The following is a 25,573-nucleotide window of genomic DNA, read 5'->3' as shown; positions in this document are numbered from 1 at the left end:
ACACAGGACAAACAGAATCCGGTCTGCGTCGCCCGCAGAGGATTGTCACGCAGGTTGGCTTGCGTTCAGCCCCGGCTCGATGGTTCCGGCAGTGTCTCTCGCCAGTATTCCCGCAAGACCAGCACGATACCCACCACACTGAGCAATGCCAGTGCAAACCAGGTAATCGCATACACCAGGTGAGTGTTGCGGAATTTGACGACAGTCAGGCCAGCGCGAGGAAAGCCGCCCACCGCTGCCGCATCGTCACCAGAGGACTTTGCGCGATCGACGGCATTGGTGTGCAATGGTATTTCGTCGGCAGCATCAATGAAGAACGGCGCAACCGGAGTTGGCAGGCCTGTGGCCTCGGCGATGGCATCGACATCCCGGGAATACCAGCGGCCGGCAAGTGGGTCATTGTCTCGCAGAAATCCCCCTTTCGGCTCACTGGCTCGCAGCAGTCCGGTCACCCTGACCTGGCCGGGAGGTGCTGCCGCAGGCCGCTCGGCCGGGTCTCGCATTGGCTGCGGTACAAAGCCTCGATTGACCAGCACGCTACCCCCGCCCTCGAGGCGCAAGGGTGTCATGACCCAATAACCGCTTCCCAGCTCGGAGACGGCCAGAGACTGGATCTCGGCGGAATGGTCAAACTGCCCGGTGACCGATACAGGCAGATAGACCAGTTCCGATACGTTCAAGGTGTTCCAGTTGGCGACTGCTGGTATGGGGCCAGGCTGGGCATGAATGCGCTCATCCACAGTCGCCATCAAGGATTCTTTCCAGGCCAGTCTCTGCAACTGCCAGACACCCAGTGCGCTGAACAGCAACACCAGACTCGATAGCAACAGCAGCATGGCTGCTCGCTGCCACAGGGGCCTGGTAGCTAGCGCATCAGGCTTCGCTGATCGCTCGGACACGACAGCCTGCCCTTGACCTCACTTGCCCGGTGACATGTCCTGCCCAGGCACGGCGGACTCACCAGACCCGGCAGCGCCCTTGCCTTCCATGAGCTCGATCATGTCCGGCATCATGTTACTGTCCATGTTGTGCATGACCCAGATGGTGCCTGCCAGGCAGATGATGAGAACGATCAGCGTGAACACCAGCGAAATGACGGTCCATCCGCCTTCCGCATGCAGATCCATATGCAGGAAGTAGATCATGTGTACGACGATCTGTACCACGGCAAACAACAGGACGACGAGTGCGGTCACTGCGCGGGATTCGAATCCGCCGGACATCACGATGGCGAAGGGAATGGCCGTCAGAATGACTGACAGCACAAACCCCGTCATGTAGGAACGGAAGTCACCGTGCGGGATATGACCGTCAGTTGGCGATGCGTGTTCTGCGTTGGCCATCAGATAGTTCCCATGAGATAGACAATGGTAAAGACGCCAATCCAGATGACGTCGAGAAAATGCCAGAACATCGACAGTGTTTCAACGCGACGCCTGTTCGAATTGGTCAGGCCATGCTTCTTGATCTGTGCCAGCAGTACGAACAGCCAGACGATGCCGAAGGTGACGTGCAGACCATGCGTGCCCACCAGCGCGAAGAACGAGGACAGGAAGGCCGATCGTCCCGGTCCGTAGCCGGCATGGATGAGGTGATAGAACTCATACAGCTCGATCACGAGGAACGCAGCCCCGAATGCGGCGGTGATCAACAACCACTTGCGCACACCCTGCTGATTACCCTTGTCCATCTGCAACATGGCAAAGCCATAGGTTATCGATGACAACAACAGCATGGCCGTGTTCAAGGCAATCAGCCACAGATCGAACAGTGCTTTCTGATCAGGCCCTCCGCCATAGCGATCGCCCAACACCGCATAGGTGGCAAACAGGATGGCAAAGATGAGGCAATCGCTCATCAGATACATCCAGAACCCCAGCGGCGTGCTGTGACCTTCCGCGTGATGTGGCTCCTCTTCCAGATGCCAGACGCGAGGCTGATCAGGACTTGTATCAATCATGCTGCTCATTATCTGTCCACCTACCCTTCAGACGACACGCCTGCGGGCGCAAGTCGGCTTGTTTCAGTGCGGATGACCGTCTCGACCGGGATGTGATAGTCGCGATCGTAGTCGAAGGTATGCCGGATTGCCGTGGCCACCATGCCCACGAAAGACACCACGGCCAGCCACCAGATGTGCCAGACCAGGGCAAACCCGAGCACCAGGGCGATGCCGGACAGAATGACACCCGCACCGGAATTTCGGGGCATGTGAATCGGCTTGAAACCGGAGGTTGGCGCACTGTAGTCATGCGCCTTCATGTCCGACCAGGCATCCACGTTGTAGATGACCGGCGTGAACGCGAAGTTGTAGTCCGGCGGTGGTGAGGTCGTGGCCCATTCCAGTGTGCGTGCATCCCAGGGATCACCGTCCACCGCCAGCGCCTTGCGATTCCTGATGGACACGAAAATCTGCATCAACAGGGCAAACACACCAGCAGCAATGAACAGGGCTCCGAAGCCTGCGATGATGAACCAGATATGCAGTGACGGGTCATCGAACACCCGCATGCGCCGGGTCACACCCATGAGACCGACAATGTAGAGCGGCGTGAATGCCACCCAGAACCCGATGACCCAGCACCAGAAACTGACCAGTCCCCAGAACCGATCCAGCTTGAACCCGAATGCCTTCGGAAACCAGTAATTGATACCGGCAAACACGCCGAACACGACCCCGCCAATGATGACATTGTGAAAATGCGCGACAAGAAACAGCGAGTTGTGCAGGATGAAATCGGCAGGTGGTACAGCCAGCATGACACCTGTCATGCCGCCGATGGCGAATGTCAGCATGAACGCCACCGCCCACATCATCGGCAGTTCGTAGCGAATGCGACCACGGTACATCGTGAACAGCCAGTTGAACAGCTTCGCGCCGGTGGGTATCGAGATGATCATGGTCGCGATACCGAAGAAGGAATTCACTGTCGCCCCCGATCCCATGGTAAAGAAATGGTGCAACCAGACCAGATAAGACAGGATCGTGATGCAGATCGTCGCATAGACCATTGACGAATAGCCGAACAGGCGTTTGGCCGAGAAGGTCGCAACGACTTCGGAGAACACACCGAACAGCGGCAATATCAGGATATAGACCTCGGGATGACCCCAGATCCAGATCAGGTTGATGTAGAGCATCGGATTGCCACCCACCTCATTGGTGAAGAAATTGGCACCGACGTAGCGATCCAGAGTCAGCAGGGCCAGAGTGGCGGTCAATACCGGGAAACTGGCCACGATCAGGACGTTGGTGCACAGCGACGTCCAGGTGAAGATCGGCATGCGCATCAGGGTCATGCCTGGCGCCCGCATCTTGATGATCGTGGCAAGCAGATTGATGCCGGAGAGTGTGGTACCGACCCCGGCTATCTGCAGCCCCCAGATGTAATAATCCACGCCGACATCCGGACTCGACGACAACTCGGACAATGGCGGAAAGGCAAGCCAGCCGGTCTTGGCATATTCACCGACAAACAGCGAGACCATGGTCAGTCCGGCACCACTGGCTGTCATCCAGAAACTGAAATTGTTCAGAAACGGAAACGAGACATCTCTTGCGCCTATCTGCAATGGCACGGCGTAGTTCATCAGGCCTGTCACGAATGGCATCGCCACGAAGAAGATCATGATGACACCGTGAGCGGTGAACACCTGATCGTAGTGATGCGCGTTGAGGTAGCCTTCCGAGCCATTGAACGCCATGACCTGCTGTAGACGCATCATGATGGCATCGGCAAATCCCCGAAGAAACATGACCAGCCCCAGCACCATGTACATGATGCCGATTTTCTTGTGGTCGACGCTGGTAAACCATTCTCGCCACAGATAGCCCCAGAGCTTGTAGTACGTCAGTGCGCCGACCAGCACGGTGCCGAGCACAACCACGCCGACAAAGGTGCCGAGGATGACGGGATCGTACAGCGGTATCGAGTGCCAGCCCAGCTTGCCGAACAGGAAAGTCGGATCGTGGATTGCCTCAGTGGCCATGTTTGCCATTCCTTCAGTTCTGTTGCCCGGTTAGCGATTCACGCGAGTTGTCGTTCAGGGAGACCGGCTCCAGTTCCGACGCCGGTGTCTCGTCTGACTCCAACTCGCTTGCATCCTGACTCTCGCCACCCGAAAGTGTTTCGATATCGTTCTCTTGGCTCTTGCCCTGCACTGGCAATTCGTCCTGCTCGGCTCCATGCGCACCCGCATGATGAGACCCGCGGACACCACCGTTCTTGCGAGCATGCTCGTTCATCATCTGCTCATCCATGCATACCTCGCCCGGCAGCAGGCAGCGATTCAGGATGGCGTGATACAGATCCTCGTCGGCCAGTTCGAAGAACATGGGCTCGACATTTTCACTGGGTTCTGCCAGTTCCAGATAACGCTGTCTGTCCAGCGCTTCAGCCTGTGTGCTCTTGCCGATCCAGTCTTCGAACTCTGTCTGTTCGAGCACGTGGAAATCGAAGGACATGCCTGAAAAACCTGCGCCACTGTAATGCGACGAACGGCCTTCGTAGACTCCGGGATCATTGCCCACTGCCCACAAGGTCGTCTGCATTCCGGCCATGGTGTAGATCATGCCCGCAAGCGCAGGAACATGAAACGCGTTCATGACCTCGGTGGATGTCATTTCGAACTTGATGGGCCGATCGATCGGCGCTGCGACCTCGTTGATCGTTGCGATACCGTACTGGGGATAGATGAACATCCACTTCCAGTCCATCGACACGGTCTGGATGATGAGTGGCTCGACATCCGGATCGACAGGGGTACGCGCGTCGATCTGCTCGAGTGGACGGTAGGGGTCCAGCTGATGAGTCCCCACCCAGGTGATGGCACCCAGCCAGACGATGATGGTCAACGGAGCCGCCCAGGTGAGCAATTCCAGCGACGTCGAATGATGGAATTCGGGATCGTATTCGGCACGCTTGTTCGACGCGCGGTAGTGCCAGGCGAATATGCAGACCGCCACCATGACCGGAATCACGATCAGCAGCATCAGAAAGGTACTGATGCCCATGATATTGCGCAATTGCACGGCCACATGACCGGCAGGCGACATGACATCCGAACTGCACCCTGCCACCAGGCTGGCAAGTGCCAGCACGCCGACACGTCGAACCCAGGTCAGTGGCTGCCGCAGAAACGGTGAATGACTGTTTGTATTCTGAATCATATCGATCTTCATTCAGCGCCAGGAGGCGTCTAGCTCACGACGCTCGGCGTTGCGACGTGTGAACAGGGTCAGTGCCAGCAATGTACCGATGGCGCCGGACAGCAGATAACCACCCGCCAGCCAGAGGCCGTAGTACTCGCTCAGATACAAGGCTACAAAAGGTGCGAAACCGGCGCCGAACAACCAGGCAAGATCGGTGGTCAGGGCCGATGCCGTATAGCGATTCTTGAGCAAGGTCCCCGAGGCCGTCGCGCCAGAAGATTGACCGAATGACAGTCCCAGCAGGATGAAACCAACCAGTACATAGATGGATTCACCGATGATGCCGCCACGCCCCAACAGGAACGGCGACACGATGGCAAAGACGGCGATGGCGATGGCCATCTGCCAGAGCAGTCGTCGCCGCCCGATACGATCAGCGATCGGACCGGAAGCAAGAATGGCCGCCAGACCGAATGCTGCGGCAATGATCTCGATGATGATGAACAGCTCGAGATATTCCTTGGAGTTCAACACGATCCAGCTCAGAGGAAAGACGGTCACCATGTGAAACAGGGCAAGACTGGCCAGCGGCGTGAAGGCACCGATGATGATCTGCAACCATTCTTCGCGAACCACAGTGAGGGTACGCTCCGGCGCCAGCTCGTTCTCCGTGTAGAGCGTCTTGAATTCATCGCTCTCGGCCAGCCGCAGTCGCGCGAACAGGGCCACGACATTGATGGCAAAGGTTACAAAGAAGGGATAACGCCAGCCAAAGGCCAGGAAGTCTTCTTCCGAGAGGGTGATGATCAGGAACAGAAAGAGAGACGCCGACAGAATCAGCCCCAATGGCGCGCCGATCTGCGGCAGAGTGGCATAGCGGGCACGACGATCCGGCGGTGAGTTCAGGGCCAGCAACGAGGCCGTTCCGTCCCAGGAGCCTCCCAGTGCCGCTCCCTGGCCACAACGAAACAGACAGAGACTGGCGATGGTCAACCAGCCTTCCGCCTCGTAGCTGGGCAGAAACGAGATGGCCACCGTGGACAGTCCCATCAGGAACAGGGCCAGGGTCAATCGTGTACCTCGTCCATAGATACGATCGATTTCGGTGAAGATCACGGTACCGACCGGACGGGCCAGAAACCCCAGAGCCAGCACCGCAAAGGCATACAAGGTGCCTTCCACCGGAGACACGAAGGGGAAGATCGTATAAGGGAAAACCAGCACACAGGCCAGCGCAAATACGAAGAACTCGAAAAATTCAGAGGCTCGACCGATGATGACGCCGATGGCGATATCGGTCAGGTGCACGTGTTCTGACGATTGCCCCGCCTCGTGTTTCTGCACACTGGCTTGCGCAGGCTCTGTCTCCGATACCATTGTGCTGACTGCTCCTGTACGGCTTGCTTGCAAATCGATTCAATCAGGATCCAACGACAACCAAATCGCCAGATATGCAATAAAACCCTTCGTATACACAAGGGTATTTCCGCTTCCTGGGTTCACGCGTTTTTGTGACGCAAATGTATCATGTCTGAGAGCCTGAATTATTTACCGCTTGGCATCAAAGATCCATGAGCTTGCATCATGGGTACCTGCGCAGGCAACAATGCGCTTCGACATGATGCCCACGCACGACAACGCTCTGGCATAATGGATCATCATGGTGAAAAGAAAACGATGCAGTCTGACAGTACTCGCCGCTGCAGCCTTGTGGTTTTCCGTGACTGTCGCGCGAGCGGAAAACATGGTTCTGCCGCAGGCCGAAGAGGCCAGTCTGTCTCAGCAGTTGTTGCAAAGCTACTTCGACACGGCAGGCGTCTGCACCACCAGCGAGATCGACAAGCTGCATGACAACGGCGATGTCGTGACCGTCGAGATCACCATAGAGCCCGATACCCGCAGCGGTCTGGCGCAAGTGCTGGAGCATGAACGCGACAACTGGTTCAGTCTCCATTGCCCTCCCGAAATTCACGGTGTCTGGCGCCAGGCACAGCCGCCCCGGGATATACTGATAAGCGGCCTGATCAGTGACGACGAACCCTACACACTGAGTTGCGTCGACTACCAGAGTGCCAACCAATGGGGCGTTCGCAGAGTGACCATTCGCGAAAAGATCCAGAACTGGCTTCAAGACAAGTTACAGATGCAGTAGCGCAGCACCAGACTGCTCGCTGGCAACCGGCAAACCTGAATGTACACATTTCGCACGGGAACCCCCTCGGACGCGTCCCGATGTCACGACATCGAGCGCTCGGCCTACGAAGGCGACGAGGCGGCGACTCTGGAAAAGATCACACAGCGCCTCGAGACATACCCGGAGGGTTTTCTGGTACTGGAAATCGACGGTGAACTGGCTGGCTTCATCAACTGCGGATGCGCCCACGATGTCGAAATGGCCGACGAAGCCTTCAAGGAACTCATCGGCCACTCTCCCGAGGCCCCCAATGTGGTCATTCTGTCAGTCGTGGTTGACCCTGCGTACCAAGGCCAGAGCCTCTCCACTGCCCTGATGAAGGAATTCATCGGACGCATGATCGACATGGACAAGCAGAGCATTCACCTGATGTGCAGGCAACGTCATGTGCCTCTGTACGAGAGATTCGGCTTCAGCTACATCAGGCCATCACAATCCGACCACGGCGGAATGACCTGGCACGAAATGCTCATGACGCTCTGATCTACGGCGTCATCTCGACGTTATCGATCAGACGAACCTCACCGAGAAAAGCGGCGACAAAGCGTCTGCCCCAGCGCTCTTCACAGTAGTCCACCCGAAACCCCCAGCTGTTCAGTTGATCGGCAATCTCTTCGGTCGACAGACTCCCGTCCCGGAGCAAGACATTCATCCGTCTGGCCAACACCAGCTGTTCGTCGGAAAGCCGTCGGTTGCGAGAACTCAGGGCAAGACCATGCTCATCCCTGACAGTGTCCATGCCGATGATCCGGGTTGGCATGAAATAGGCCTCTACCATCTTGCTGACAAGACGGTACTGCTGAAAATCCTTCTTGCCGAAGTACACACGTCGCGCCTGTGTCAGGTTGATCAGTTTCATCACGACCGACAAGACACCCTTGAAATGCCCCGTCCGGTTCTTGCCGCACAGAACTTTCGAGTCCAGTGATTCATCTACAAACAGAGTGAAATCAAACGGATACAATTCCTTGTATTGAGGCAGGATCAGATCGCTCACGCCCAGACTCTCCAGATAATGGATGTCATCCTGCAGACTGTCCGGATAATTGCCGAGATCGTCCGGATTCTCGAACTGAGTCGGATTGACGTAGATGGTCACGATGCTCTGCGTGTTCTCAGCGACACATTGCCGGATGAGTGACCCGTGACCCTCGTGCAGAGCTCCCATGGTCGGCACCAGTCCTCTGCCGAGGACATCTCCGCCTTCGCATGCGGCCAACCAGGCAGCAACACCATGATGAATATTCATGATGGGTAGCTTTCGTCCGTGTTCGGGTACTGTTCGGTCCTGACATCCTCGGCAAATCCGTCGAACGCCTGCTGCAGTGTCTCCTGCAGATTGCAGTAGGTTCTGACGAAATTGGCATTGTGCTCGAAGGCACCCAGCATGTCCTGCATGACCAGGACCTGGCCATCGGTATGTACGCCGGCACCAATACCGATAACGGGAATGTCCAGAGACTGGCTGAGTGACAGACCCAATGATGTCGGTACACATTCGATGACCAGCGCAAAGCAACCTGAGGCCTGCGCCTGCAGCGCCTGGGCGATGATCTCATCCGCCTGTTGCTGGCTCTTGCCCTGCACCTTGTAACCTCCCAGCGTGTTGACACTCTGCGGCATCAACCCCAGGTGTCCCATGACCGGTACGCCGGAATCCACCAGATGACTGATGAGTGTTTCATTTCCCTTCACACCTTCGATCTTGACCGCCTGGGCACCGGCCGTCATCAGCCGGTGAACGTTTTCCAGACTCTTGTCCAGTGAACCTCGGTTGCTCAGAAACGGCATGTCACCGACGATGAATTTCGATGGAGCACCCTGCACCACGGCCCGAGTATGCAGCTCCATCATGTCCATAGTGACCGTCACGGTACTATCATGGCCATGCATCACCATGCCAAGACTGTCACCCACCAGCAGGCAGTCCACATCGGACTGCTCAACGATGCTTGCAGTCCAGTAGTCGTAGCAGGTCAGCATGGAAATCTTTCTGCCCGCCTGCTTGTATTTCCCGAAATCTGTGATTTTCACGTGCTTGCTCGCATGATTGGATGTTATGAGCGGCTGTCAGGCAATTGCATGAATCGAACGAAACTCCGATACAACTCTTTCTCGGCATCACTGTGCAATGACTGGATATTCTTCTCGATGGTCAATGCATCGTTTCGCGCCAGTGGACCCGTCACACTGCCACCCGGAATATTCAGGGAGTTCTCCAGTGTTACCGACAACAGGGGCGACAGGGAATCGGCCGAGACACCCAGCTGCTTGAATCGGGCAACGGTATTCTTCCAGATGATTTGGGGAAAGTTGCAGGACATGACGCACAGTGCATGATAAAGCGGTTTGCTCTGAGCCGGGATGCTGACCACAGGATTCGGAAAGCCACTGAACAGGCTCGGGCCATCGGCATCTTCCGACTCCAGCACCAGAGTCAGGGAACGATAGACGTCAGGCTCGTGGAGCTCGGTACCGAACGTCATCAACGGATGACAACTGCGCATTGTCGGTGACAGATGGCAACCGCTGAAATGGTAGACAGGCCCTGCAAAATATTTCAGATGCTCATCATGAAAACCTTCGAGGCTGTCATCTGATATGGCCAGGAATACCTGATCCGCATCCGCCAGACGGGATGTCAATGCGGCAGCATCATCGCTGGCACGAGCCCACTGGCTGCAGTTCATGCCCAGCATACCCAGATAGGCCGTCCAGTGAGTCGCCATTCTGCCGCTGCCAACAACAAGATACCGGGTATTGTGCTGCGTCACTGTACGCTTCCACTGTCATGTCAGAGCTCACCATGGAGCGCAAGAGTAGGCAGATGATAACCGAATCTGCCTGTCACGGCTCGCTTGACCGGTTTGGTATGACAGTGCGCTCGCCCTGACCCGCGGAAAGTCTGCGGGGACCTTGTCCGGGGTTACGGGAAACGATCGTTCAATGCTGCGCCGTTCAAAACCACTGCCACGACCATGACGAGGAATGCACGTGAACTCCCTGGTTGGTTACAAGTATCGAGGATCATCCAGAGTCAGTGCAAATGAATCGGGTACCAGGGCCTGATGAAACCAGTGAACGAAGGAATAGATGGAGAACACTGGAAGTCCGGTAGCCTTGCGAACATCTGCCGCGTAGGGACTCATGTTGGTACATTCGAACAGAATGGCACCAATGTCGTCATGGTTCGAGATCAACTCACGAGCCGCATCCAGCATATCCAGTCTGCAGTCCGCAAAATCGATGGATGGCTGGTCGTCCAGAATACCGTGTGTGAAGGCACGACCATTGTCGGTACCCACGACAGGCACATTCTCCGGGTTGTCGATACCTGCAGCCCTGAGATGCTCGGCAGTCAATGTCCTGCTCGAGATCGTGATGATGCCCACACGTTTGCCGGCGGGCAACAGCTTCTGAATCATGGGCAATTGCATGAGGGAAGATGTTGCCACCGGTACCGGCACCTGCCTGGCAATCTCTTCCTGAATGAGCGCCAGAAACCCACAATTGGTGGTGATCCCATCACACCCGGATGCAACCAGATCCCTGGCGGCGGCAACAAACTCCTCCATCATGTCCCGCGGGTCCTGACGAACCACCTTGTCCGGACTTGCACCGCGCACCACTCTGTATTGAACCGGGAAAGGCCAGGTCGTGGCATTCCCCATGTCACCCTTGATGCGTGGAAAAGTGGCTTCCAGCATGATGATACCCAGAGTGGCACCGTAGACAGACTTACCACCGTGTTCCATGGACATGTTGCTTTCTCTTGTCAGAATTTGAATTCGGGTACGTACATTCTCGAACAGGCTTCACGGACTGTCTCACCGGAAACAGGGAAGATTGCCTGCCTTGCCGGCTTCTAACAAGATGGCACAAACGGAACAATCTTGCTCCTGTGGAAGAAACAGGATTTCAATGAAGATTGTTGCCCACTTGCGGCTCTTGCATACCGGGATGCATGAATGCCCTGAAACCGAGGTCACCATGGAGCGTCGGGCGCTCCGTGGCTGCACTATCAGTATTGGAGCCGATGAAGAAAATCGTGTCGGCATCCAGCACATGCGGGTGGGAATACTCCATTGCTTCACGACCGCCAATGACCCTCAGGGCCGAAACGTGCTTCCAGCGTATCGTACCCTTGCCGGGACTGGGGGTTAGATGTAGTAGTGGAACAAATGTAGCCCCAGAGGCAGCAATGCGCCGAACGCGGTCACGGCGAGACCAACCTGACCGGGCCTGATCAGGACACTCTTCGATGGCTTTCCCGGATTGTAGAAAACGCGCACCTGATCATCACCAAGCAGCTCCACGCCACGTGATTGCCAATCCAGAACACCTTTCGCGTTACGACTGGCGATCACAATCCATGCGGAGACACGATTGCCCTGATACGTCCTTCCGTTCACTCCATACTCGTACAGGGCATTCAGCCTGTAGCTTGTCTCCGAACGCCCGGTGTGAACCTCGAACACCTTTTTTCCGATGGTGGCCAGATGGCCGATTGTGCTCGGCCATCGCCGCATCCGGATCTGGTGAAGGGCTGAATAACCCAGCATCAGAAAACAGTACATCGAGATCAGCAGGAAAATGGATTGCCGCTCACCTTCCATGATGCGGGAACAGAATGCTGCAAGCTCGTTGACCAAGGCGTTCATGGCTGGCAATGCCATCAATATTCATACCATACGGAAGTCACCGACAGGTCTGCCAGACAGGCATGAAACAGGTTCAGGAAGAACCGGCACGCTTCAATAGAGCTTTCTGATCGTGGATGATATGGCTGTGACGATTCCAGGTGATCAAACCTTCAGCTTCCAGCAACTTCAATTCGCGTGAAACCGCTTCGCGATGGGAGCTGATGCGCTCCGCGAGTTCCGCCTGCGTAGGGACAGATCGAAGCACTACAGGGGAATGTACTTCTCCCGCCTCCGAAGCCAGTCGCAACAGTTCGAAACGAATGCGCTGATTGACACTGTATGTCGTGTACTCGAATACGCGCTGCAACTGCCGGCGCACCATGCCAACCAGACGTAGCAGAACCCGATCCTTGACCTCCGGAAGATCATCCAGCACCTGCAGAAACTGCTGCTGCTCCAGACTCAGGACAAGACTGTTCTCCATGGCAATGCAATCACTGGATCGATCGCCATGATCGAGTGCCGCCAGTTCACCGAACATCATGCCCGGGACAAGGTCCTCGAAGTAGACCTGCCTGCCCGAGTGATTGTAGGCACACGCTCGTACCCGACCGCTGACCAGGAAATGGACCGTGCGCAGCGTCGTACCTGCTGATATGACGCACTGCCCGACCGAGTATTGTCGAGCGGTCATTTGCGCAGCGACTTCGGCTCGCTGCGCAGATGACAGGCCCTGGAATATGTCAAAGACACTCAAGGTCAAGGCCGCAGGTTTCATGAGTGCTCTGTCATCAGTGACAGTCCTGGCATTGTCGTTTTTTCAACTGTTCAAAACCGGGTTTCCAACCTGAGCAGTACCGTGCGCTCATAGGCCACCCTCGGGTCAAGCGGATCCTCGTCTTCGAACCGGAATCGCTCATCCAGTACGTTTTCCACGCCGATGGACAACCGTGTTCTGAACCCTGTCTGGCTCAAGCCACTCAGCCTCCATTCGAACAAGGCATCGAAGGTCAGAAAGCGGGATACCCCCTCGCGGTAGAAATTGCTGCTGAAGTTGTAAAAGCGCCCATCCTGAGCTCGCCATCTTGCCACTGCCGACAGCGACAGCGAATCCGACAGAAATTGCTTGAGACCCAGATCAAGCCGGTGAGTCAGACCAACGCTCCTCTGGCGAGTCTTGATTTCGTTTGTTGGCAGCCCGATCGCCTCGCGCCAGGCCCAATCGGATACGGACCATTCCATCGAAAGCGCCGTTGCAGACCAGGGTATATACAGGAACATCTTGAGTTCCTGCTCGACGGACTGCGGCTTGCGTACCGCTTCACTGGCCACGACGGTTTGTCGATGTGAATACTCTACTCCCACCCTCGTCCGGCCGATAGCGGACGCCCTCCGCCTGGCAAAGGAATGGTCGACTCCCCAGGCAAGGAGTCGGGAATGATCGACCCAGGGCTGATCGAGCGTCTGGGAAAAACCCATCACCTGGCTGGGTTCCAGAGACCGCCGGCTGATCAGGGTGCGCTTCACCGTCCTTGCCGCCGTCAGTCTCACGCGAGTGCCATGCCGCTTCCATGACAGGCCCAACTTGGGGTTGAGCGATTCGCCATCCCGACCCCGACGACCGGAACCACGATCGATACTCAAGCCCAACAGCGCGTCCAGGCGGGTATCCAGGCCATCGTACACAGGCTTGTACCAGTAGGCGTACAGGGATGATTCACGCACATCCCGGCGCTCCTGCGCCAGCAAACCCTGAGCATCACCAGCGCCAATGCCAAACTCTCTGAATGTCTGCTCTTGCTGGCTCAACAGGATCCCTCCCACGATATCGCCGCTGAGCAGACTTCGGGTGTACTGGACATCCATCACCTCCCCTTGCAGACGATCCCGCGTCCGGATAGCTCCCTCACGGTGCTCATCCGAATCATCCCTCACTCGCCCATGCTCCAGGTTGACCAGCCAGGAACTGGCCGCATCCGGACGCAGATGTGCGCTGACCCGACTGGCAGATTGACTCTCTCTGTTTCTTGCTCGCTCATCATGGACAGCCCGTTCGAAACCGAGATAATCATCCCCGCCTTCGAAGTCCGAGTATTGGTGCTCCGCTTGCCATTCCAGCCTGTTCGTCAATCGACGTTGGAGAAAAATCGAGGTAATGCCAAGCCGCTCATCCCGGTTCCCCCTCAGCCCCTCGGTAGACGCTTCATACGCACTGAGTGCTGCCAGAGTTCGCCGCCCCAATACAGTGAACTGTCCTTCGATACCACGGGTACCATGAGACCCCACCACGCCTCCCAGATTCCCCGACATGCCTTCGCGAGAGAACAGGCGTGTATATTCATTGAAAGACGACGCAAACGGCCCCACATCTCGCAGCGCATCCAGGCGTGAGTCGTACAGACGATACTGATTCGGGTTGTTGTTCAATGGCTGACGAAGTTTCGCCTGCAACAGTTCACTTTGCCGTGACAGTTCCTGACGCGGGCGCTTCAGGAATGCATCTGCCATCAGGCGATGACCGACATAGGAGCCGGGATCCTCCTGCAGGGATTCAGCACCATCGAGCAAGGTGAGATTCCCGAAGCCCATTTGCTCATAGATTCGCGCGCGGGAACTCAATACGACAGCCATGTCGGCGTCTCTGTCGATACTCGAACGATAAGCTGCACGACGCTCCACCCGATCGATCGAGGCATCCAGTTCGGCCAATGCCGCCGGGACGCGCCCCTGCTGCTGTTCCACGAAGGCGTTGAACAAGCGTGGAATCGGATCATTGGCGTCCAGTGCCACAGCCAGTTCCAGCTGTTCGGCAGCCTGTTCGCGGAGCCCCAGTTCGAGATAGATTCGCCCAAGGTAGCTGCGCAGCATGGACTGCAACGGACTCAGATTCACGGCAATTTCCAATTCCTGCCTGGCTCGGGAATAATCACCCTCCCGCATATGACTCAGACCCAGCCCCAGACGTGACAACGGGTCCCTCTGATCCAGCAGCATGGCGGCTTCGAAAGATCGTTTGGCAGATGGCAACTCATGATCATGCAATTCCAGAAAACCGGCGGCACTGTGGGCCCTGGCTATATCGGGGAATCGCCTTACCAGGTATATGGCTTCCTCTCTTGCCCGCCGGTGAAAACCATTTATCTGCAGAAGCTCTACCTCTCTGATCCACAGATCAGCCCGCAGGGGTGCCAGGTCACGTGCCGAGCGAATACTGTCCAATGCCTGCCCCAGCCTGAACCTGGCCTGCTGTACGTAGGACAGGGCCAACCATGCCGATGGCTCCTGGTTGTCGGACGACAACGCCATCGTGGCGTCATCTGACGCACTCTCGGTGTCATTCAACATCAGCTGCATGATGGCTTTCACTGCCAGTTCGAACGCTGCATCACTGTCGGCAATCAGTTTCAGCCCCTCCTCGACCCGGCCAAGTCTGGCGAGCTCGATGGCCCGCCGTGTAGCCGGTGCAAGTGCGTGGTCCACGTTGATCTCCGGGAAAAACACAGCCCACTGTGCAGCATCTTGCGGACTGATCAATTCGGGAGCCGCCCCGCCTTTCGAGCGCCCTGACTCACCGGATTGCAAAGATGGGGTGTCCGGCCCCTGTGCGTTGCAGATCGCCACCTCCCCCTGAACCACGTCGACCCGTGTCAGCTCTTCAGTGACAAGCACCGAAAATTCCGTGCCCTCTATGGAGGCGTTCATGAATTCGGTATAGATGTCGAGATTCTGTTCCTGCGTGGTGAACAGGCGCAAGGCCCCTTGACGCAATCGCAACCAGCTTTTCGACAGAACCTGCAGGCACAGATCGACAGGGCCGCTGGCCTCGATGGCCGCCAGTACCTCACGATAACCTGCCCGCTCTGTTCTACCCAGCACGAGCACCGAGCTTTCCGCCAACCTCACCAGCGAGTTCAATTCGATCAGCAACAGGAAGGCATGACTATCCGAACCCACTCGGACCTCGTCTCCGCTGCAGATGATGCCTGCCTCTGCACGGAAATTGGCATCATCGCCACTCAACTGCCTGGACGCAGTTGTACGACCATCCACGATACGTACATCGTTGTCGAAAGATTGCACATGACCGATATACTCTCGTCCCCGGCATTGCTCGGCGTGGGCCATGCTTGCCAATCCGGCCCACAGGAAGATTGCCGATAACCATTGCAATACGATCTTCACGGCACCGCAAGCTCCAGTCTCGTTCGGTGGCAAACAGGCGATCTACTGCCTGCTCAATACATGTCTACAGCCCGTTTCGGCTCACTACTGACGTTGTTCGACACGGCATTCTGTCTCAGTCCGATTTCGAATACTTCCACCGCAGAATCAAACCCCTTCAATTCGTGCAAGCCTCGTGATCGGACCTGCTGATTGCGCAGGAGCACCTTTACATCGGCGGTTACCAGAAAACGCGTTTTCAGCACTTTGTTCAACTGTTCAAGCCTGGAGGCCAGATAGACCGTGCCACCGGTGATTTCAACCGTCCTGCGCTTGTCGCTACCGACAAAACCGATGGCCAGATCCCCTCGGTGCATCCCGATATGCGTTTCCAGGCCTGGCGTGTTTGCATGAAATCCACGACCTGTTGTCGCCAGAATCTTCAATCCGGCTCTGACGGCACGGTCGACTGCCTCCTCCGAGCCCGACATCCAGACCGCCGTCAAACTGTCACCGTAGGTCTTGACGACATCAACCCCCTCACTGGATACGCAATCGAAGAGATGAGTAAAATAGGCGTCATTCATCAGGTGCAGATTGCCCGGTGCCATTGTCTTGCCCATCTGTGTGAAATTGCGAATGTCCGTCACCAGACAGACCGCCTTCTCGACCTCATGGTTGTGATCCGTATCCAGTTGCCTGACCACCGCGTCGGAAACAAATGCATTCAGATGGTTGATGGCACGATCACGTTCCAGGCTGGAGAGTCTGAATCGCCATACCACCGCAAGCATCATCATGAGGGCCAACAGAGTCAGGGTCGTCGCCAGGGGCAGCAATAGATGAAAAACCGTGAAGAGCCAGCTGGCAACAAACACCACGACAGTGACCTCCAGAACAGCGAACAGCGCAAACCAGACAACGCTCAGTCGTGAGGCAGCAAACCACAGAATGCAAGTGGAGCCGAACAGCATCAGGAAGCTTCCCCATCGGCTGACGAAATGCAATCCCATGCCGGACTTCAGGTTGGCAAACGCCGTGGCATTGATTTCGACACCGGACATCATCCGGCCACCGTCGGTATAAACGGTCCGGTAGCCGTCCTCCTTCTGATCATCGACCTCCTTGAACGAACCACCCAGAAACACCGTTCTGTCCGTGACGCGATTTCCGGCAACGGCCTGACGCATGTTCATCACTTCGGCATAGGTCAGGGTTTCAATGCTCCCTGGTGGTCCGAAGTAGTTCAGGTGTAGCGTGGCAAGACCACTCGCATCATTCTCCCTGATACGTTTTTGCTCACTCAGAACCTCACGCCAACGCATCAGATACTGTTGACTGTCAGGCTCGACAAAGTCGGGGAAACCCGTCATCCGCCCCTGTCTGTAGGCGCTCCTGAGTGAGTTCATCAAATCACAAGCAGGCCTGGACATCAGGCTCTCACGCAGATGTGCCTGTGCCCATTGACGATGCCGATCACTTGCCTGCATGGCAAGCAACAGGTGTTGCTCCAGAACCGTGAATGCCAGGGTTGGCGCAAGACTGACCGCCATGACGGATTGCTTCGCCGAATCTCGGCCATCGTCCTCGACTCGAGCGGGATAGGCATAGCACTCATGTTGAAGGGAATCGTGCCAGATGACATTGAACAGCGGGACTCTGTTCACTTCAGCCGATTCAGCCGACACCGCAGGAGACGCCATGAGAGACGCATTTTCCGGATAGGGCCTGACCGGGTTTCGCAGTGAATAAGCCTTGTCCCCCGCACGGTTCAGCGATCTGGATTGTGCATTCTGTATCAATACAAGCCCCTTCGACTTCATCATGGCTGCAACCAGAACCTTGTCCTCCTCCGGTTTCGCCAACGGAAACTGAATGTCCACGACTATCACCCTCGCCCCCAGTTCCACCAGTCGCTCCATGACTGCGGCGTGGTGACGTCGATCCCAGAAGCGCAATTTACCGGGATCATTGAAATCGCTGAACTCATAAGGCGTGACGACCACAATGTCATCGGGTATGGCGGGTTTCTCCCGGAAATCTCTGGCGTGGTACAGCATTGGAAGACTGATTGCCTCTTCGTACTCGAACACGACCGGTCCGGACAGCATGAAGAGAATGCCGGGCAGTAGAAAGACAGACAGCTTCCACAAGGCCCCGCATGAGCTGTTCCCGTGAACAGGCAGGCTGCCAGAATGCCGTGGCGCCGGTGACGTGCTGTTGCTACTGCTTTTCAAATGGACGAATCAAGTTCAATCTGTGCTTTTCTCCCATGCCAACAGTGCCGCATCCCCAGGGTCAATTGCCTCTCCCGCCAGCACACTGTCTTCATCGAGCCAGTACATCGTGTTGTCATCTGGGAAATTCACGTAGACGTCGAATCCATCCCCTGCATCATCAGCCGCATTGTCATCACAATCCTCCTCCAGATTGTCCACGAGAAAATTCATCTGCAGATAAACCAGATCGTCTCTTTCCGGTACGGGCGACAGTGTGTAGTTTCCGGTTACGCGTTCCTCCTTGGATGACCAGGTGTACGTTCTGTCTTCAACCAGGTCGAGACTGGTTTCACAAGCAATGCCGCCATCGTCACGAACCCATGTACCCACGAACCTGCTTGCCACTTCAGGTGAGACTTGTGGAGTCTTGTCCGAGCTGCAGGACGACAGCAGGAGACCCAGCATGCAGCAACAGGAAATCCTGCTGCAGGGTCTTTTGACTCTGTTCTTGATACTCATGAAATTTTCTCCTGGCTAATAGTACTCATCAGCACGGCTATGGCCGCGAAGCGAACCTGATCGGCGAAAAGGCTTGTAAACAAGGGGGATGTTTGTCAAGGGGGGTAACGCATCCGCCACCTTGTCTGAAGAGTAGTAGTCAGACGGCTGCCGGTAGATAAGGCTCACGGTCGCATAGCCTGACTCTTCATCATCAAACGTGACCGGCGAAGCGCTGAAATTCGGCAAGATGTATTTCCCATATCCCAGCTCGGCTCTCAAGGAAACGGAGGAGAGTGGCGTCTTGGCTTCATAAGCGACGTAGATGTCGTAGGCATTACCGTCATGATCACTTCCCGAGGCATCCAGCCAGTTGTAGCTGTATAACGCCCCCAACTCCCTGAAGCTCTCCCGGCACAGATTGGAACAGGAATTCGTCCAACGCCTTGCCGCGCCGAAGCTGAGTGACTCACCCGATACGCCGCTATCACTATGACGACTGGTAAAACCGACAGACCAATCGCTGATAACGCTTTTGCTGTAAACAGCACCCTTACTGCGTTCACCATCTTCGCTGCCTTGAGTACCATCATCGGACTTCCTGTTCTCGATCATGCGCCAGCCAAGATCCAGAAAACCCTTGATTGCACTGTGCCCCCCACCTTCCAGAGCGACACCAGAGACAACACTGACCCCGTCAAACGGAGCCTGTGATCTGTATGCATGAGGCCTGAAACCATGGTTCTCGTACGCTTTTGAATCAGATGCGTGAGGTTTGTCTCTGGACAGAGCGAAGGACAGACTTGCCGAATGATCCGAAGTGGTTTCTCCACCGAATTCATCATCGACACCCAGAGCGATCTCTCCGAATAGAGTGACATCACTCAATGAACTCAAATCCGACAGAAAACCTACATCGTGCCAGTGCTGGAAGATATTGTTCGCATAGAAGGAGGATGCGATTCCTTCCTCGTCTTCTTCTCCGGCAATCCATCGGCGATACGGGCTGAATCGCACTTCATAATAGAACCTGGAGAGGTCTTCCGCTGATTCACACAGATTGTCGTAGCTGAGTGAAAATGCGATCCACAGCCGCAGTGTCATCTCGAGTTCACTGGCTTCACCAGCCTCGGATTTCCTGTATTCAGGTTTTATATCCAGATCAGTCTCTACAAGTGCCTGCAACTTCGACAGGAGAACGCTCACATCATACGTACCATCATCCTTTCTGGAATTTTCTGCCGCTTCCTTCATCAGCTCGGCCATGGGCCCATATCCCGTGCATAACAGCTGCATTGGAACATGCTCGGTGTTCTCGAGCCTCCAGATATCCAGCGCTTCCTCCAACCCTTTGATACCAGACGTCCCATCCGCGCCGAATGCGTGGTTCAACGGAAGCAGCAGCATGGCAGCCGCAACTCCAGACATGACACGTTTTCCGAAACCACTCATACTGTTCTCCCTGACAGATGATGATTCACCGCCCGTGCTGCAGGGGCAAGATCAAGCCAGCTCATGCCCCGCTTCAGACACGTACCGAACTGCAAGCACAAGAATACAAGTCGTTCGTTTTCAGCGATTGCCATGGCACCATAACTCAACTGAACTCGTTGTAAAACAGTCAATTGATTGACCCTCCCGAAGCACCTGACCATGGAGGTACAAGGCTATTCTTTTGTCTAATCGAAAACCGACAGAAACTGCATGTGATTCACCCCAGAACGCCCCAGCGAACCGCAAGCATGGTTGCCTCGGCAATCGATCCGATGTCGAGTTTTCTGTAGATACTGGCAATATGCGTCGCTGCCGTATTGCGCGTGACTCCCAGCGCGGCAGCCACTTCAGGTCTCGTATAGCCACTGGCGATCAAGGTCAGCACTTCCTGCTCGCGAACGGTCAGACAATGCAGGCCTTCTGCGTCCTTCTTCCGCGATGAGTCACCGGAAAAGGCATTCAACCCTGCTATTCGAGACGTCAGCAGTGCGTTCAGTTGATGGAGCTGTTCTTCTGTCAAACCGCTTATCCGGTTTTCGAGTGTTTCTGATGAGTGGCAAACCTGCGAAACGGATGCGGTATTGCCAAATCTGCTGTCGGCAAGCTGAATCACGGTGTATCTCCATCACATGGGTTTCAGGCAGAATCTCATCGCATGACTGTCAAGGTTGTGGGTTTTCTCACACAGTGTCGATAGTCGGTGCTGTCCTTTGCAGGTGGCGTCCCTGCCACCGGGTCCGATACAAGCTGTAGATGGCAATCAGCGAGCGTCGCTCTTCAGCAGTCGCAGTGTGGATTCCGCCAGCGCCACAGGCGCAGCGGAAAACGCCAGATTGTCGATATGAACCACCGCCATGGAAGCTCCGGATGCACGTGCCTGGGCTCCCTGATAGCCTTCGGCCAGGGGAATCGTATCGACGGCAATCGCGTAGAACATTGACTCGGAACCCAGCCTGAACTCCAGCGTGGCGGAGTCCTTGTGGTAAGCAACACTCAGTGGATAGTAGGTATCCCACTGAATCGAGGTGGCAAATCGCGGACAGGCATTCTCATCACCGCCAAGCAGCTCCACAGCATTGTCGAACTCACTGTCCAGTGATTGAAAGGCACAGTACTCGGCAAACAGTTCTCCATCATCGGTGGCCACCAGAGAGGCTAACGCAAACACACTGCCGGTATCTCCCTGTGGGTTGTCAACCAGGGCAGCACGATACATCAAGCCGCCAACCCGAGCTGAAATCCGGCCTTGCACATCAGCGTCAGCGGATACCACCGATTGCGATGAGAGCTTCAGATCGGCCCCCACATGATCCGACACTCCGCGCGCAATGACCCGCGCAGGCTGGCTGTCCGGGATGCGTGCATCGCTGGACAGATGCAAGCGCCCGTCGCTGATCCGGACCTCCTGGGAATGGAATCTCGCTGCAAACAACGGCCGGTAGGGACCGATCAACGGCAATGGTTCACTGAATGCCTCCAATACCGAATCGGTTTCAACCTGGTACACCCTGCCCACGGCTCTTCCCGATGTCCCCTGGTGCGATACTTGTACGATCGCATCGTTGCGAGCTGCCGTATACGCCTGCCAGGGCAGCTGGAATTCCCGGACCTTGTCGTCAACCGAGAAGACCAGCATGTTGCGCCCGGCATCCAGCTCGATACCCAGCTCGTAGCTGGTGTCCAGTTCCGGCACGATGTCCTCGAAATGGCCACCGTTATCTCCGTCCAGGATTGCCAAGCGCTCATCGTCAGCTCCCTGTACTCGACGGCTGACGTAGAACTGGACACGGCGCCTTCCATCACCTCTCACATTGATTTCGATACTGGTATAGATATCGCCCGTGGTGTCATTCAGCGGGTAATCCTGATTGTCTCTGAACAGCGTGCCCTGCAGTCGCATCTGCGCACTGGAATCCGGATCCGACGGCAGGTCCGTCTCGCTGGACAGACTCACTTTCGCCTTGATGCGCCTGGTATTTCCGCCCAGGTATACCTCGCTGTAGCTGCTGTTGTCCGTACTCTCCTGATGGCTGGCCGTACGCAGCTCCAATGCGCCTTCGGAATAGCCGATGCCTGCATACCCGCGCTCGACATTGCTGTTGAAGGCCAGCGTCATGCTATCCGTGCTGAAGTCATCGACAAAATCAAGGCGTTGCCCATGATCGTATACCGGCGAGACATCGGACTCTGCCACGCGGGGCTCTTCAGGCGCAGGAAAACGCGGTGGGCTCAGTAGCCCTTCACTCAGTTCCGATGCCGTCAGGGCGGTGGGTGATGTTCGGATATTGTCGACAGAGATCACCACACTGGCCCCATCATCAACACTGAGGATGATGCGCGCTGACGGTTCACTGGCAGCATTGATCTCGCTGCCGATCTCTTCGCTGAACACCTGACCATTCACCCGGAATATCACGGTCGATGTGCTGCGAATCAGTGCGATGGCCACGCGATACGGTGTATCCACCGACACATTCATGGGCAGAGTCTCACACCGTCTGTCTCCGCCGCCCAACAGGCCTTGCCTGTCATCGAATTCGCGGTCCAGGGATTCCACCAGGCAAACCAGTGCTTCCCGTGTTCCATCGTGGCGTGCGATCAGTTCAACAGAGGCCTGTACATCGCCTGTACGACCGTCTCTGGCATCCAGTGGCAACGCGTTGTACATCGTGTTTTCCAGTCTTGCCTGCACCCGACCTCGCTCACCCAGGGTGATACCGGACAATGTCAGCACGGCTTCCAGGTAATCCGATGGGTGCAGAGGCTGCACGGAGCCTTCCCGGTAGTTGCCATCCGGGGACGCCAGCTCGAAGCGCAATTGCCCATCTGCCTGCAGGGGTTCTACCGGTCCTGAACCGCTATCCTGTGCAATGGCCAAGCGATCCAGAACGACATTGTCCGCCGCCAGTTCGTAGAGCTCATCATCCAGTTGAAAACGTGTCAGGCGAACGACAGATTCCCCCTCTCCCCCTTCCTGGATGGCCTGAACGCCAATCCGCTCACCGGGTACTTCATGCAGTTCATGAGGCAGATCGATGATCATTTCGTCCTGATCATTGAAGTGCACCAACAGGCTGCGACCCGCGCGGTCTAGATCATAACCGAACCGGAATTCTTCGCCTTCAGTCAGATTCAGACTACTCGGTGCCTGCCAGCAGTGAGCACCCTCTTCCCCGAATACGTAAGGCTCATAACCAGTCTCGCCGTAGATGTCCAGACACATCAGCGCGACGGATTGACCGGCGGCGTTGATCGATACGCTATAGAACAGACTGACGTTACCGTCGGGTGAACGATTCCCTTCAAGGCCGGTGTCCGCGGAGGTTCGGAACAGAACGGCATTGATCGATACCGACGCCGACGAATCGGTGCCCGGCGACAGGGAGGTACGCTCGTCAAAGGCCGCCGTCAGAACCGCCGTTTCCGGCATCGTCGAGAAACTCGCATATCGATTCGCATACCCACTACCATCGCTTCGAGCACGCAGTATGATACCTTCTTCCTCCATGGCCGCCCCGGAGCTGCCGGTGGATTCGGCGAAACTGAACGTGTGCACATACAGACTGTCGCCATCAAAACCCTCTGCAAGAGGATTCTCGAAGCCTTGCAGAAAGTCGTCGGGATAAGTGACCGCGTCGGCCATCTGCTCAGTGTCCTCGCCGGCGCCACCGGTTCCCGGATCGACCACAGAGTCATTGCCGCTTCCCGAGGAACTACAGGACTGCAGAACAAGCACGGCCATCGGCAGTAGCAGCGGCAGACAGCACCGAGACGGCACAGTGAAAACAGGTCGGTGGATCTTCATGAAGAACTCCTGGTCGAATGAAACTTAATCCTTGCCCGGTCCATGGCCGACTGCGATGGCTGCTCACCCGCAAGACGCGGAGGTTCAGCCAAGCCGATGGGACCTCGAGCGGGAACGACGGTGAGATGGGATGAGACGGAACGCTGTTGTCGGCAGCTCGCTACGCTGTGCAAGCTCGAGAGGCTCGAGCCTGCAGACAACACACTGTGCAGATGGACAGCAGACATTCAAAGCTCGGCAGTGCTCCTGCTCACCACATCGATATCCGTACGCAAACCTTCCTTGGTGTCATGCCGTATGAACTTGATCTCTCCGGCATCCGGCGACCAGTACCAGGTGCGGGTTTCGGTTGCCCAGGGATCTTTCCTGACGCACTCGACACGGAACGCATCCATCTCGCCCTGAGCAACGACAACTCGTCCCTGACTGGCAACCTGGCACTTGATATTCTCCACTCTGGTGTTGCCACTGCTGGAATCCAGACGATAGCGGTACGTCGATTCCCTGCCGACCTGCAGGGGCCAGAGTGTGCCTTCCGACTCGAGCAGTGTACGAGTACCGTCAGAGCCCCCGCAGTTCTCCCAACGCTCCACACCGGCAAACCATTCCCCCGGAACCGTCCACTGACAACCATTGCTGGATCTGGCCGTCACACGATCCAGCTCATCGACTGACACAACCTCCCAGGAGGATTCCTCTCCAGACAGGTTGTCCCGGGTAATCTGCTTCTGACCTACAGACCAGACAGGCTTCTCGACAGGAGGCAGGTCCGCATCCAGCGGTATTTCCTCGAGTAACGGGCCGGTGGCACAGGCGCTCAGGAACAGGCAGGAGGCCACCAGCGTTGTACCTTTCAACAGTGCGTTCATATCAACAACTCCTTTATCAGAAGGGAACGGGGCACCAGCGTTGTCCGACCAGCATTCGTCGACTTCAGGCTGTGGCGAACAGATGTGACGCCGGTGCTGACACACACCCTAGGACGGGCGCTGCATCCTGACCATCCCCCAGCGGGGTGATATCAACCATGCAATCAAGCCCGCTCAGACAGGATGAGCTGACGATTGACCGGAACCGACCGGGGTCGGCAACCAGTCAGACAATGCAACTCGGAATGACCGGCCCGTCAGCAGGGTCTGTATCCCTGTGCATGAAACTGCTGGTATCTCGCCATCGAATTGGTTACCCTCATTCTCGGTCGATGCAGTTCATGTCCGCAGGCATGTCGAACCCGCGCTGCGGTGTTGCTCACCAGGCATTCGGATCCGACATACCGGCCCCGATGCTGCCGCCCTGAATGGCTGAAAATACAGCCACGGGCCGTCAACGTATCTCGTTGATGCATGGTTTGCCACCTGGTCTGGGGACTGTTTCATCAACCGCGTAAACGATAAGGTCTGGAGCAAT

The 25,573-nt window shown here is 56.3% G+C and carries 21 protein-coding genes; 2 read left to right on the top strand and 19 right to left on the bottom strand.

From position 1 onward, the window contains the following. Positions 1 to 65: 65 nt before the first annotated feature. The 6 genes from ACUNV4_RS08405 to ACUNV4_RS08380 are packed head-to-tail and all read right to left on the bottom strand — an operon-like array spanning position 66 to position 6,529. The gene (locus ACUNV4_RS08405; protein WP_430878063.1) at positions 66 to 899 is read right to left on the bottom strand and encodes an SURF1 family protein; all 834 of its coding nucleotides are present in this window, start codon (positions 897 to 899) and stop codon (positions 66 to 68) included. Between the two features lie 18 nt (positions 900 to 917). Further along, the gene (cyoD, locus tag ACUNV4_RS08400; protein ID WP_430878062.1) at positions 918 to 1,343 is read right to left on the bottom strand and encodes a cytochrome o ubiquinol oxidase subunit IV; all 426 of its coding nucleotides are present in this window, start codon (positions 1,341 to 1,343) and stop codon (positions 918 to 920) included. Beyond that, entirely contained in the window at positions 1,343 to 1,960 is a 618-nt protein-coding gene (gene cyoC / locus ACUNV4_RS08395; RefSeq protein ID WP_430878061.1) for a cytochrome o ubiquinol oxidase subunit III, read from the bottom strand. Before cyoC ends, cyoD begins: the two co-directional genes overlap by 1 nt. A gap of 20 nt (positions 1,961 to 1,980) precedes the next feature. After that, a complete protein-coding gene (cyoB, locus tag ACUNV4_RS08390; RefSeq protein WP_430878060.1) occupies positions 1,981 to 3,990 on the bottom strand; it encodes a cytochrome o ubiquinol oxidase subunit I in 2,010 nt (669 codons plus the stop codon). Between the two features lie 13 nt (positions 3,991 to 4,003). Then, the gene (gene cyoA, locus ACUNV4_RS08385; RefSeq protein ID WP_430878059.1) at positions 4,004 to 5,170 is read right to left on the bottom strand and encodes a ubiquinol oxidase subunit II; all 1,167 of its coding nucleotides are present in this window, start codon (positions 5,168 to 5,170) and stop codon (positions 4,004 to 4,006) included. 12 nt (positions 5,171 to 5,182) lie between these two features. Next, positions 5,183 to 6,529 carry an MFS transporter gene (locus ACUNV4_RS08380; protein ID WP_430878058.1) on the bottom strand — a complete coding sequence of 449 codons (1,347 nt, stop codon included), beginning with the start codon at positions 6,527 to 6,529 and terminating at the stop codon, positions 5,183 to 5,185. 286 nt (positions 6,530 to 6,815) lie between these two features. Between ACUNV4_RS08380 and ACUNV4_RS08375 the strand changes: the two genes are divergently transcribed. Further along, positions 6,816 to 7,304, top strand: a complete 489-nt coding sequence (locus tag ACUNV4_RS08375) for a hypothetical protein (RefSeq protein WP_430878057.1) — start codon at positions 6,816 to 6,818, stop codon at positions 7,302 to 7,304. Between the two features lie 39 nt (positions 7,305 to 7,343). Next, positions 7,344 to 7,829 (top strand): GNAT family N-acetyltransferase, encoded by a 486-nt coding sequence (locus ACUNV4_RS08370; RefSeq protein ID WP_430878056.1) that lies wholly within the window; start codon positions 7,344 to 7,346, stop codon positions 7,827 to 7,829. Position 7,830: 1 nt separating this feature from the next. On the opposite strand, the gene ACUNV4_RS08365 is transcribed toward ACUNV4_RS08370, so the two are convergent. From ACUNV4_RS08365 to ACUNV4_RS08305, 13 genes are all read right to left on the bottom strand, one after another. Then, positions 7,831 to 8,595, bottom strand: coding sequence for a pantoate--beta-alanine ligase (locus ACUNV4_RS08365; RefSeq protein ID WP_430878055.1), 765 nt, complete (start codon positions 8,593 to 8,595; stop codon positions 7,831 to 7,833). After that, positions 8,592 to 9,380 carry a 3-methyl-2-oxobutanoate hydroxymethyltransferase gene (panB, locus tag ACUNV4_RS08360; protein WP_430878054.1) on the bottom strand — a complete coding sequence of 263 codons (789 nt, stop codon included), beginning with the start codon at positions 9,378 to 9,380 and terminating at the stop codon, positions 8,592 to 8,594. The genes ACUNV4_RS08365 and panB overlap by 4 nt, the downstream gene beginning before the upstream one ends. A 23-nt stretch (positions 9,381 to 9,403) precedes the next feature. Further along, on the bottom strand, positions 9,404 to 10,120 hold the full coding sequence (locus ACUNV4_RS08355; protein WP_430878053.1) for a DUF2520 domain-containing protein: 717 nt from the start codon (positions 10,118 to 10,120) through the stop codon (positions 9,404 to 9,406). Between the two features lie 237 nt (positions 10,121 to 10,357). Beyond that, positions 10,358 to 11,107: an aspartate/glutamate racemase family protein gene (locus tag ACUNV4_RS08350; RefSeq protein ID WP_430878052.1), complete on the bottom strand. Its 750-nt coding sequence runs from the start codon at positions 11,105 to 11,107 to the stop codon at positions 10,358 to 10,360. A 399-nt stretch (positions 11,108 to 11,506) separates the two neighbouring features. Beyond that, on the bottom strand, positions 11,507 to 12,007 hold the full coding sequence (locus tag ACUNV4_RS08345) for a DUF3592 domain-containing protein (RefSeq protein WP_430878051.1): 501 nt from the start codon (positions 12,005 to 12,007) through the stop codon (positions 11,507 to 11,509). A 73-nt stretch (positions 12,008 to 12,080) separates the two neighbouring features. Continuing rightward, entirely contained in the window at positions 12,081 to 12,767 is a 687-nt protein-coding gene (locus ACUNV4_RS08340) for a Crp/Fnr family transcriptional regulator (RefSeq protein WP_430878050.1), read from the bottom strand. A gap of 50 nt (positions 12,768 to 12,817) precedes the next feature. After that, positions 12,818 to 16,171: a hypothetical protein gene (locus ACUNV4_RS08335; protein ID WP_430878049.1), complete on the bottom strand. Its 3,354-nt coding sequence runs from the start codon at positions 16,169 to 16,171 to the stop codon at positions 12,818 to 12,820. Positions 16,172 to 16,224: 53 nt separating this feature from the next. Beyond that, positions 16,225 to 18,303: a CHASE2 domain-containing protein gene (locus tag ACUNV4_RS08330; RefSeq protein ID WP_430878048.1), complete on the bottom strand. Its 2,079-nt coding sequence runs from the start codon at positions 18,301 to 18,303 to the stop codon at positions 16,225 to 16,227. Between the two features lie 99 nt (positions 18,304 to 18,402). Beyond that, positions 18,403 to 18,888, bottom strand: coding sequence for a hypothetical protein (locus ACUNV4_RS08325; protein ID WP_430878047.1), 486 nt, complete (start codon positions 18,886 to 18,888; stop codon positions 18,403 to 18,405). A 15-nt stretch (positions 18,889 to 18,903) separates the two neighbouring features. After that, positions 18,904 to 20,274, bottom strand: coding sequence for a hypothetical protein (locus tag ACUNV4_RS08320; protein WP_430878046.1), 1,371 nt, complete (start codon positions 20,272 to 20,274; stop codon positions 18,904 to 18,906). A 304-nt stretch (positions 20,275 to 20,578) separates the two neighbouring features. Continuing rightward, complete coding sequence (locus tag ACUNV4_RS08315) at positions 20,579 to 20,881, bottom strand: LuxR C-terminal-related transcriptional regulator (RefSeq protein WP_430878045.1); 303 nt, start codon at positions 20,879 to 20,881, stop codon at positions 20,579 to 20,581. 240 nt (positions 20,882 to 21,121) lie between these two features. After that, positions 21,122 to 24,166 (bottom strand): hypothetical protein, encoded by a 3,045-nt coding sequence (locus tag ACUNV4_RS08310; RefSeq protein WP_430878044.1) that lies wholly within the window; start codon positions 24,164 to 24,166, stop codon positions 21,122 to 21,124. Positions 24,167 to 24,393: 227 nt separating this feature from the next. Next, a complete protein-coding gene (locus ACUNV4_RS08305) occupies positions 24,394 to 25,035 on the bottom strand; it encodes a hypothetical protein (protein WP_430878043.1) in 642 nt (213 codons plus the stop codon). Positions 25,036 to 25,573: the final 538 nt, after the last annotated feature.

Source organism: Granulosicoccus sp. 3-233 (assembly GCF_052681095.1).
Note: the sequence above shows the minus strand (reverse complement) of the source record. Positions and strands in the feature narration are given on the sequence as shown.